Annotated in this window: 12 protein-coding genes; 9 read left to right on the forward strand and 3 right to left on the reverse strand. The window is 70.2% G+C overall.

Annotated elements, in window-relative coordinates:
- The coding region (locus BN11_RS05040) for a DUF3097 family protein (RefSeq protein ID WP_048695302.1) at positions 1-187 on the reverse strand (187 nt) is incomplete at its 3' end.
- A 61-nt stretch (positions 188-248) separates the two neighbouring features.
- Here BN11_RS05040 and hrcA point away from each other — a divergent pair.
- From hrcA to BN11_RS05055, 3 genes are read left to right on the forward strand one after another with little or no spacing between them, the layout of a single operon-like run.
- Positions 249-1,322, forward strand: coding sequence for a heat-inducible transcriptional repressor HrcA (gene hrcA / locus BN11_RS05045; protein ID WP_235435366.1), 1,074 nt, complete (start codon positions 249-251; stop codon positions 1,320-1,322).
- 37 nt (positions 1,323-1,359) lie between these two features.
- Positions 1,360-2,490, forward strand: a complete 1,131-nt coding sequence (gene dnaJ, locus BN11_RS05050) for a molecular chaperone DnaJ (protein ID WP_048695304.1) — start codon at positions 1,360-1,362, stop codon at positions 2,488-2,490.
- A gap of 18 nt (positions 2,491-2,508) precedes the next feature.
- A complete protein-coding gene (locus BN11_RS05055; protein ID WP_048695307.1) occupies positions 2,509-3,252 on the forward strand; it encodes a 16S rRNA (uracil(1498)-N(3))-methyltransferase in 744 nt (247 codons plus the stop codon).
- 3 nt (positions 3,253-3,255) lie between these two features.
- Here the strand turns inward: BN11_RS05055 and BN11_RS05060 are convergent, their stop codons facing one another.
- The gene (locus tag BN11_RS05060) at positions 3,256-4,326 is read right to left on the reverse strand and encodes a hypothetical protein (RefSeq protein ID WP_048695309.1); all 1,071 of its coding nucleotides are present in this window, start codon (positions 4,324-4,326) and stop codon (positions 3,256-3,258) included.
- Positions 4,323-4,877 carry a SigE family RNA polymerase sigma factor gene (locus BN11_RS05065; RefSeq protein WP_235435367.1) on the reverse strand — a complete coding sequence of 185 codons (555 nt, stop codon included), beginning with the start codon at positions 4,875-4,877 and terminating at the stop codon, positions 4,323-4,325. The genes BN11_RS05060 and BN11_RS05065 overlap by 4 nt, the downstream gene beginning before the upstream one ends.
- A 235-nt stretch (positions 4,878-5,112) precedes the next feature.
- Between BN11_RS05065 and BN11_RS05070 the strand changes: the two genes are divergently transcribed.
- The 6 genes from BN11_RS05070 to BN11_RS05095 form a co-directional block, all read left to right on the forward strand.
- Positions 5,113-5,454 carry an HIT domain-containing protein gene (locus BN11_RS05070; protein WP_048695316.1) on the forward strand — a complete coding sequence of 114 codons (342 nt, stop codon included), beginning with the start codon at positions 5,113-5,115 and terminating at the stop codon, positions 5,452-5,454.
- 25 nt (positions 5,455-5,479) lie between these two features.
- The gene (locus BN11_RS05075; protein ID WP_048695319.1) at positions 5,480-6,532 is read left to right on the forward strand and encodes a PhoH family protein; all 1,053 of its coding nucleotides are present in this window, start codon (positions 5,480-5,482) and stop codon (positions 6,530-6,532) included.
- Positions 6,510-6,977 (forward strand): rRNA maturation RNase YbeY, encoded by a 468-nt coding sequence (ybeY, locus tag BN11_RS05080; RefSeq protein WP_048695321.1) that lies wholly within the window; start codon positions 6,510-6,512, stop codon positions 6,975-6,977. The genes BN11_RS05075 and ybeY overlap by 23 nt, the downstream gene beginning before the upstream one ends.
- Before the next feature lie 2 nt (positions 6,978-6,979).
- On the forward strand, positions 6,980-8,311 hold the full coding sequence (locus BN11_RS05085) for a hemolysin family protein (RefSeq protein ID WP_048695324.1): 1,332 nt from the start codon (positions 6,980-6,982) through the stop codon (positions 8,309-8,311).
- On the forward strand, positions 8,308-9,234 hold the full coding sequence (era, locus tag BN11_RS05090) for a GTPase Era (protein WP_048695327.1): 927 nt from the start codon (positions 8,308-8,310) through the stop codon (positions 9,232-9,234). The genes BN11_RS05085 and era overlap by 4 nt, the downstream gene beginning before the upstream one ends.
- Positions 9,235-9,282: 48 nt before the next feature.
- Positions 9,283-10,003, forward strand: a 721-nt coding sequence (locus BN11_RS05095; RefSeq protein WP_162213161.1) for a DUF2157 domain-containing protein, incomplete at its 3' end; no start/stop codon positions are given.

Raw genomic sequence — 10,003 nt, forward strand, 5'->3', positions numbered from 1 at the left:
CGCGGCGGTCCTCCAACCGGACCACCTGCTGGCCGCCGATCGTCTCGACGCCGACGATCGCCCCCACCCAGCCGGTCTCTACCTCCTCGACGACCAGGCCCGGTTCCGCGGGCTGATCGATCGCCCGGCCCCGCGCCGGTTTCCGCCAGTCGCCGGAGAGGACGTCACTGCCATACCGATCGCTCACCCGGGCACTTTATGCGCGGAGCCGAGCGGACTCCGGGAGGTAGATAGAATTGGCACTCTGTATGCGCGAGTGCCAGCGGGAGGAGGCCCACGAGATGTCCAGCGAACGGCATACGTCCGGCGATCGCCGCCTCGCCGTGCTCGGGGCCATCGTCCGCGACTATGTGCACACCAGCGAGCCGGTCGGGTCCAAGGCGCTCCTGGAGCGGCACGCGTTCGGCGTGTCGGCGGCCACCATCCGCAACGACATGGCCGCCCTCGAGGAGGAGGGGCTGATCGTCGCGCCGCACACGAGCGCGGGGCGAGTGCCGACGGACGCCGGCTACCGGCTTTTCGTCGACCGGCTCTCCCAGATCAAACCGATGAGCCGGGCCGAGCAGGCCGCGATCGCCGAGTTCCTGCAGGACCCGGTCGACCTCGACGACGTCGTCGATCGCACGGTGCGGTTGTTGTCGTCGCTGACCGGGCAGGTGGCGATGATGCAGTACCCGTCGCTGACCCGCTCGAGCGTGCGGCACATCGAGATCGTCCCGATCGTCGATTCCCGCCTGATGGTCGTCCTCATCACGACCACCGGACGGGTCGAACAGCGCATCCTCGACATCGACACCCCGCTCGCGGACGAGGCCGACCTCGTCGCGCGCCTGCGCACCGGCATCAACTCGGCCGCCGCCGGCCGGCTCCTCGTCGATGCTGCGGCGGCCCTGTCCGCCCTGCCCGATGCGTTCGCGCCGGGGGAGCGGGACATCGTGCGCCATGTCGTCGGGGCACTCGACGACGCTCTCGTCGAGGAGCGCGAGGAGCGGGTCACCCTCGCCGGCACGGCCAATCTGGTGCGCCGGCCGGCCGACTTCCCCGCCACCCTGGAGCCCGTGCTCGACGCCCTGGAACAACATGTGGTGCTGCTTCGGTTGCTCTCCACAGCGGCCGGTGGCGAGCACATCGCCGTGCGCATCGGCCACGAGAACCCGGTCACGGGGCTGCAGTCGACCTCGATGGTGACCACCGGCTACGGCACGGGCGGCCAGGTCGTCGGCGGGCTCGGCGTGGTCGGTCCGACCCGGATGGACTACCCCGCCAGCATGGCCGCGGTCCGCGCCGTCGCCGCTTACATCTCCTCGCTCCTGGCCACCTAGCCCGGCGCGAACTCGACCGAATCGATCAGAGGATCAGGTGAACGACTACTACCAGGATCTCGGGGTCTCCCGGGATGCCAGCCCCGAGGCGATCAAATCGGCATACCGCCGGCTCGCCCGCAAGCTGCACCCGGACGTCAACCCCGGCCACGAGGCCGAGGAGGAGTTCAAGCGCGTCTCGCAGGCGTATGACGTGCTCTCCGACCCCGACAAGCGGCGCCAGTACGACATGGGCAACGACCCGTACGGCGGGGCGCACGCCGGTTTCGGGCAGGGCTTCTCGTTCAGCGACATCATGGACGCCTTCTTCGGGCCCGGTGCCGGCGGCGCGTCGTCGCGGGGCCCGCGCTCGCGCACCTCGCGAGGTCAGGACGGCCTGGTGCGGCTGCCGATCGACCTCGTGGACGCCGTCTTCGGCGGCGAGAAGGACCTGACCATCGAGACCGCTGCCGCGTGCGGCACGTGTCATGGCGACGGGTCGCAGCCGGGCACCGGCAAGCGCCGCTGCGAGGTATGCGGTGGCCGCGGCGAGGTGCAGCAGGTCCAGCGCAGCTTCCTCGGGCAGGTCATGACGTCGCGCCCCTGCGGCGCGTGCCAGGGCTTCGGCGAGACGATCACCCACCCGTGCTTCGAGTGTTCGGGGCAGGGCCGAGTGCGCACTCAGCGCACGATGACGATCGCCATCCCGGCCGGTGTCGACACCGGCACCCGGATCCACCTCGTCGGGGAGGGCGAGGTCGGGCCGGGTGGTGGTCCCCCCGGGGATCTGTATGTCGAGGTGTCGGTCAACCCGCACCCCACCTTCACCCGGCGCGGCGACGACCTGCACGCGAGCCTGCAGGTGCCGATGACGGCGGCCGCGCTCGGCGCCGGGATGAAACTGGAGACCTTCGACGGCGTCCAGGACATCGACATCAAGCCGGGCACGCAGCCGGGGGAGACGATCACCCTGCGCGGTCTCGGCGTGACCCACCTGCGCGCGGGCGGACGGGGCGACCTGCTCGTGCATACTGACGTGCGCACTCCGACCAAGCTCGACGCCGAGCAGGAGGGGCTGCTGCGTCAGCTGGCCGCGCTGCGGCACGAGGAAGCACCCACGGGCAAATTGTCCGCTCCGGGCGACCACGGCTTCATGGGCAAGCTGCGTGATGCCTTCAAACCCCGCTGACCCCGATCTGGTGATCCGATGACCCTCCCGCTCTTCCTGACCGACCCCGGCGATCTCGCGGACGCGCGGGCCGGCTCGGCCTATGTCCTCGGCGGCGCCGAGGGCCGGCATGCCGCCACCGTCAAGCGCCTGCGGGCGGGTGAGCAGCTGATGGTCGGCGACGGCGCCGGGCGCCAGATCACCGGCTCCGTCATCGAGGCCGCGGGCAACGAGGTCACGATGAGCGTCGAGCAGGTCACCGACGAGCCGCCCCCCGTGCCGTCGATCACGCTGGTGCAGGCCCTGGCCAAGGGTGAGCGGGACGAGGCGGCCATCGAGGCCGCCACCGAGTACGGCGTCGACCGCATCGTGCCCTGGCAGGCCGAGCGATCGATCGTGCAGTGGCGTGGTGAACGCGCCGAGAAGTCGCGCTCCAAGTGGGTCGACGTGGTCACGGCGGCGGCCAAGCAGAGCCGCCGCGCGTTCGTGCCGCCGGTCGAGCAACTGGTCGACACCTCCCAGCTGCCGCGCCGGATCGGGCAGGCCACGGTCGCCTTCATCCTGCACGAGGAGGCCGTGCTTCCCCTTGCGGCACAACCGATTCCGGGTGCCGGCGAGATCATCATCATCGTCGGCCCGGAGGGTGGCATCTCGTCTGGCGAACTCGCGACGCTCAGTTCCGCCGGCGGCATCCCCGTGCGCCTCGGCTCGACCGTCCTGCGGTCCTCCTCCGCCGGCCCCGCCGCGATCGCGGTGCTGTCCGCGGACGAGCGCTGGCGCTGAGCCTTACTCCACGACGAACCGGGTGGAGCTGACGTCCCGCTCGTCCGCGGTCCGCACCTGCAGCGTATGCGGACCGGAGGGCAGCGCGGGCACGGCGAACGAGTAGGCGACCGGCAAGAAGGCGCCGTCAGGGGCCGGCCCGCCCGTCGCGACCTCCTGCCACGGCTGGTCGTCGACCTGCCAGAAGAGCCGCCCGCTCGTCTCGGCCGTCAGCCCCGACACGGTGAGCGGACTCCCTGCCGGCACCGTCTGGCCGTAGCCCGGCCGGTCGATCCAGATGGGGTCGGCCATCGCTTCCACAAGTGGGGTGCTCGGCCGGTGGTAGCGCTCGGTGGCTGCATAGCGGCCCCACAGTTCGGTGGCGCCGTCGGCCAGTTCGAAGGTCACGGGGATGTCACCACGGCCGAGCACCGCCTGCGCGGTCAGCACGATCTGCTGCAGCGCGCGCGAGGTCGTCGTCTCGTCCCAGCCGCTCTCGTTGCCCGAGACGCCCCCGAGGCCGATCGTGATGAGGTCCGAACTGACGTCCACTCCCGTCACGGTCATGTCGGCGGTGGGCGTCGGGATGCCCTCACCGGCATGGACACCCGGCTCCGGCCAGGCCAGCGCGGCCGCAATGCGGTCGGTGACGGACGCGTCGGCGGCGAGGGGGGGCTCGAGGTCGCCCGGCGCCACGAAGGTGCGGTCGAGTCGGAGCAGGTCCCTGAATGGGTCTTTGGTCAGGTAGTAGACCGGAAGGGCGGCACCGGTCGCCTCCGACGCCCCGGTGGCCGCTCCCGCCGACGTCTTCGACCCCGCGGGGGCCGAGGAGAGGGTCACGGCTGAGGCGGCGGGATCGACCGCGGGCTTGCCCGCCCGCAGCGAAGCCATCGCGAGGGTGGAGACCAGCACGACCGCGGCCGCGACCGCAAGCACGGTCAGCCAGCGGGCGCGGCGTGTCTGGCCGGGCTGGCGCATCGCCGCTGCCCGGACCTCCCCGAGGCGATCGCCCGGGGTGATCGCGTCCGCGTCGGCCCGCAAGGCCGCGCGCAGCGAATCCTCGAGGTCGCGCAGGTCGTCGGTGGGGGCGTTCATGGGGTGTCCTCCCTGGAGGGGCGGGGGTCGGTGACCAGGTCGCGCAGGGCGAGCAGGCCGCGGTGGGCGTGGGCCTTGACCGAGCCGGGCGAGATCTGGAGGGTGTCGGCGATCTGGGCTTCGGACAGGTCGGCGTAGTAGCGCAGGATGAGCACCTCGCGCTGTCGGCGGGGGAGGCGCTCCACCGCGGCGCGCATGGCGGCGTTGCCCACCTGGCGCAGGGCGAGCTCCTCGGCGCTGGCGGTGGTGGCGTCGCGTCCGGCGGGGCCGGCTTTCGCGAGATAGTCCGACTCGACCTTGCGGTGCCGCTGCACCGAACGGCACGCATTGACGACGCTGCGGCGCAGGTAGCCGACCGCCTGCCCCTTGTCGGCGAGCTGCCCCCAGCGCCGGTGAATGCCCAGCAGCGCGTCCTGAACCACGTCCTCCGCCACCCCCTGGTCGCGCACGAGCAGCCAGGCCAGGCGCACCATCGGGGCCCATTGCGCGGCATACAGCGCGGCGAGCGCCTCGTCGGCACCCATCCGGTGTAGATCTGCAGGCTTCGCCACGGCCGCCATTCTCACGCGCCATCCACGTATCACGCACGGATCTGGTTGACCGGCAGCTCGGCCACGTTGTCGGGCCACATTCTCGTTGTGGGGCCAGGTTCTCGGTGACCGGGGCCAGGCTTTCGTTGTCGGGCCGGGAAATAGGCCGGCCCGACAACAAAAACCGCGCCCGTCTCGGCCAGGCCGGGTCCCGCTCCCAGGTTTCGCGGCCTGGCGCGGCGCTAGGTTGGACCGTATGAGTGAGGACTGCCTGTTCTGCAAGTTCATCGTCCGCGACATCGAGCCCGACGTCGTGGCGGAGAGCGAGCTGGCACTCGCCTTCCGCGACATCAACCCGCAGGCGCCCACGCATGTGCTCGTGATCCCCAAGAAGCACGTTGCCACGGCGGCGGAGCTCGGCGAGCACCCGGGGGACCTGGCGGCAGTGGTCGCGCTCGCCGCCCAGGTGGCGCAGGACGAGGGGCTCGGCGCGGGATACCGCCTGGTGACCAACACGGGCGCCGACGCCGGCCAGAGCGTCTTCCACTGCCACTTCCACCTGCTGGGTGGCCGGACAATGGCGTGGCCCCCTGGGTGAGACCCCGCCTAGAATGGCCGGACCCATGAGTGACCATCCATCCCAGGCGAGCGGCCTGCCGCAGCCGGTGCACCCCATGCACACCGTCGAGATCCCATCCAGCGTCGCGATGGTCTCCCTGCTCGGCCCTCGCGACGAACTCCTGCGCACGCTCGAGCGGCAATTCCCCGCCGTCGAGATCCTCGTCCGCGGCAACGAGTTCCGCATGAGCGGTCCGAGCGCCGACGTCGCTATCGTCGAGCGCACGATCGATGAGTTGCTCGCCGTCATCGCCGGCGGTCAGCCGCTCAACCGCGACGCCGTCGAGCGCTCGATCGCCATGCTCCGGGCGCAGACGACGGAGCGGCCGGCGGATGTGCTGACGATGAACATCGTCTCCAACCGCGGTCGCACCATCCGTCCCAAGACGCTCAACCAGAAGCGCTATGTCGACGCGATCGATGCCCACACCATCGTCTTCGGGATCGGCCCGGCCGGCACCGGCAAGACCTATCTCGCGATGGCCAAGGCCGTCGCGGCGCTGCAGGCAAAGCAGGTCAACCGGATCATCCTGACCCGGCCGGCCGTCGAGGCGGGCGAGCGGCTGGGGTTCCTGCCCGGCACGCTGACCGACAAGATCGACCCCTACCTGCGGCCGCTCTATGACGCCCTCCACGACATGATCGATCCCGAGTCGATCCCCCGCCTGATGGCGGCCGGCACCATCGAGGTCGCACCCCTGGCGTTCATGCGCGGCCGCTCTCTCAACGACGCCTTCGTCATCCTCGACGAGGCCCAGAACACCTCGCCCGAGCAGATGAAGATGTTCCTTACCCGCCTCGGCTTCGGCTCCAAGATGGTCGTGACGGGCGATGTCACCCAGGTCGACCTGCCCGGCGGCACCCAGAGCGGCCTGCGCGTGGTGCAGGAGATCCTCCAGGGCATCGAGGACGTCCACTTCTCGCAACTGACCTCACAGGACGTCGTGCGCCACCGCCTCGTGGGTGAGATCGTCGACGCCTACGGGCGCTGGGACACCAAGACCGCGCACGCCCCGACGACGCGAAAGGCCGCCGGTGAGCGTCGACGTCCTCAATGAGACCGACTACGTCGTCGACGAGGTGGAACTGGTCGATCTCTCCCGGCACGTGATGGCCGCAATGCGGGTCCACCCCCAGGCGGAGCTGTGTGTCCGTCTCGTCGACGAGGCCACGATGACCGTCCTGCACGAGCAGTGGATGGACCTTGCCGGCCCGACCGACGTGATGAGCTTCCCGATGGACGAGCTGCGTCCCGGCCGGGAGGGCGAGGCACCCGAAGAGGGTGTGCTCGGCGACATCGTGCTGTGCCCGAGCGTCGCCACCAAGCAGGCCGCCGAAGCCGGCCACGCCCCAGCGGAGGAAATGTTGCTCCTCACCACCCACGGCATCCTGCACCTGCTCGGCTTCGACCACGCCGAGCCCGCGGAGGAGAAGGAGATGTTCGACCTGCAGCGCCAGCTGCTGTTGACCTTCCTCGCCTCCCGCGGCCGGCCGGCCGGCTGACGATGCCCACCCGCCTGATCCTCGTCGCGATCGCCGCGATCCTCTTCGCCTTCGTCCTCGCGCTCGGTGAGGCCGCCATCAGCCGCTCCAGCCGGGTGCGCGCCGAGGAGCTCGGCGACGAGGGCCGCGCCGGGGCCCGCTCCCTGGCCAAGATCCTCGGCGACAGCGCCGCCTATCTCTCGGTGACCGCATTCTTGCGCGCGGTCGCCGAAGCAGTCGCCGCCGTGTGCATCACCTTGTCGGTGAGTTCGCTCACCGACAGTTTCTGGCGAACGTTGCTGATCTCGATCGGCATCATGTCATTGGTTTCCTTTGTCGCCGTGGGTGTTTCGCCACGGACGCTGGGTCGCCAGCACTCCGACCGGGTGGCGCTCGCTCTCGCGCCGCTGATCGCATGGCTGCGTCGCATCCTTGGTCCGGTCGCGCGCCTCCTGGTGCTGATCGCCAACATGGTCACCCCGGGCCGCGGCTATCGCGACGGGCCCTTCCAGTCCGAGTCGGAGCTGCGCGATCTGGTCGACATCGCGGGGGAGAACTCGCTCATCGAGGACGACGAGCGAGAGATGCTGCATTCGGTCTTCGAACTCGGCGACACCGTGGCGCGCGAGGTCATGGTGCCGCGCACCGACATGGTCTCCATCGAGGTGGGCAAGCACGGGCGCCAGGCGATGTCGCTCTTCAACCGCTCCGGGTTCTCTCGGCTGCCGGTCGTCGGCGACGGACCGGACGATGTCGTCGGGCTTGTCTACCTCAAGGACCTAGTCCGCCACATGACTTCCGGCGGAGTCGAACTCAGCACGCTCCCTATCGCCTCCATCATGCGGCCGATGCCCTTCGTGCCCGAGTCGAAACCGGTCGACGACCTGCTCCGGGAGATGCAACTCGGCTCGGTGCACATTGCCATCGTCGTGGACGAATACGGTGGCACCGCTGGCCTGGTGACCATCGAGGACATCATCGAGGAGATCGTCGGCGAGATCGACGACGAATACGACCGGGAAACACCGGGAGTCGAAGACCTCGGGGACGGTCGCTTCCGGATCCCCGCGACGATGAACGTCGACGACTTCGCCGAGGAGTTCGACATCGACCTCGACGAGGACGACGTCGACTCGGTCGGTGGCCTGATCGCCAAGCAGCTCGGACAGGTGCCGATCCTCGGATCCACGTGCGAGGTGGGCCGCTTCCTGCTGACCGCCGAGCGGATGGCCGGGCGCCGTCACCGGATCGCCTCGGTGCTCGTCACGCCGCTGCCCTCCGTGGTCGGGGCCGACGGCGAACTCGTCGAGGCGCAGGATGCGGCCGGCAGCCGCAGCAAGGAGCAGCGCGCATGAGGCCTTCCGAGCAGCCGTATGTCGCCGGCTTCGCGTGCCTGGTCGGCCGGCCCAACGCCGGCAAGTCGACGCTGACCAACGCCCTCGTCGGCGACAAGGTGGCGATAACCTCTTCCAAGCCCCAGACCACGCGGCATACCATCCGAGGCATCGTCACCGGACCCGCGAGCCAGCTGATCCTCGTCGACACCCCCGGCCTGCACAAGGCGCGAACTCTGTTGGGGGAGAGACTCAACGACCTGGTCCGGGCCACGCTGCTCGACGTCGACGTCGTCGGGTTCTGCCTGCCGGCCGACCAGCGGATCGGCCCCGGCGACCGGTTCATCGCGAACGAACTCACCGAGCTGATGCGCGGCAAGAAGCTGCCCGTCGTCGCCATCGCGACCAAGATCGACACGGTCGACAAGAAGCGCTTGGCCGAGCACCTGATCGCCATCGACCAACTCGCCGACTGGGCCGCGATCGTCCCGTGTTCGGCCGCCCGCGGGGACCAGGTGGACGACGTGCTGAAGGTGCTCACGGCATACCTCCCGCCGTCGCCCGGCCCGCTCTACCCCGAGGGCGTCGTCACCGACGAGGAGACCGACACCCGCATCGCCGAACTCGTGCGCGAAGCCGCCCTGGAAGGTGTCCGCGACGAGTTGCCGCACTCGATCGCCGTCGTCGTGGAGGAGATGACCGAGCGCGAGGACGCCCCGGCCGACAAGCCGATTCTCGACATCCAGGTCAACATCTTCGTCGAGCGCGACTCCCAGAAGGCCATCATCATCGGCAAGGGCGGCTCGCGGCTGCGCGAGGTCGGCACCGAGGCCCGAGCCGGCATCGAGAAGCTGCTCGGCCGCCGGGTCTATCTGCACCTGCGGGTCAAGGTCGCCAAAGACTGGCAACGCGACCCCAAGCAGTTGCAACGACTTGGCTTCTGAGTAGCGCAACTCATGACGCGCGCCGGTCGCCGGCGCTTCAATGGCGGCATGGCAGCACCGACTGGAACCAAACATCCGGTCAACCCGGAGCAGTGGAACTGGCTGGTCGAGCAATTGCGCGACTGGGAGCGGGAGGGGCTGGTCAGCCCCGACGCCGCCGGCGCGATCCGGGGGAGGTATGTCGAGGGGCCGCCCTCGCGCGGCCGCTCAGCATGGGATGTGCTGCTGTGGCTCGGTGGCGCCTTCGTGGTCGTCGGGTTGATCTGGCTGGTGGCGAGCAATCTCGACCAGCTCTCCCCGCTGTGGCGGTTCGTGCTGCTCGCCGCGATCTGGGTGGGCCTGAGCGCGGGTGCCGAGCGCCTCGACGAGCCATTCCGGAGCGTCGGCCGGCTCCTGGCGGCGGGGGCCTTCGGAGCGGTGATCTTCCAGGCCGCACAGAGCGTGCAGGTGCCTGCCTATGAGCCGAGGCTCCTTGCCGCGTGGGGGATCGGCGCCGCGCTCTATGCGTATGCCGTCCGGTCCCGGCCCGCCCTGATCGTCGGGCTCGGCGCGCTCACCGCGTGGTATGCCTGGCAGGCCGGGGAGAGCGCGGACGGCGTCTTCGGCGTTGTGGTCGCCTTCATGATCGGCGGGCTCGTCGCCGCGTGCGCCGCACTGCTGCAGCCGGGCCCCTGGGCGTCGTTCGCCGTGGTCTGGCGCATCGTCGCCGCCCTGGTGTCCTTGGGCGGGATCTTCGCCGCCGCCCTGCCCATCCACGACCGGCACGGCA

It is taken from the genome of Nostocoides australiense Ben110, from assembly GCF_001050535.1.
GTDB classification, from domain to species: Bacteria; Actinomycetota; Actinomycetes; order Actinomycetales; family Dermatophilaceae; genus Nostocoides_A; species Nostocoides_A australiense.

Bases quoted from the DNA above. Each gene is read 5' to 3' on its own strand.
- hrcA (WP_235435366.1), top strand. From the start codon at position 249: ATGCGCGAGTGCCAGCGGGAGGAGGCCCACGAGATGTCCAGCGAACGG.
- era (WP_048695327.1), top strand. From the start codon at position 8,308: ATGAGGCCTTCCGAGCAGCCGTATGTCGCCGGCTTCGCGTGCCTGGTC.
- BN11_RS05055 (WP_048695307.1), top strand. From the start codon at position 2,509: ATGACCCTCCCGCTCTTCCTGACCGACCCCGGCGATCTCGCGGACGCG.
- BN11_RS05085 (WP_048695324.1), top strand. From the start codon at position 6,980: ATGCCCACCCGCCTGATCCTCGTCGCGATCGCCGCGATCCTCTTCGCC.
- BN11_RS05060 (WP_048695309.1), bottom strand. From the start codon at position 4,326: ATGAACGCCCCCACCGACGACCTGCGCGACCTCGAGGATTCGCTGCGC.
- BN11_RS05070 (WP_048695316.1), top strand. From the start codon at position 5,113: ATGAGTGAGGACTGCCTGTTCTGCAAGTTCATCGTCCGCGACATCGAG.
- BN11_RS05075 (WP_048695319.1), top strand. From the start codon at position 5,480: ATGAGTGACCATCCATCCCAGGCGAGCGGCCTGCCGCAGCCGGTGCAC.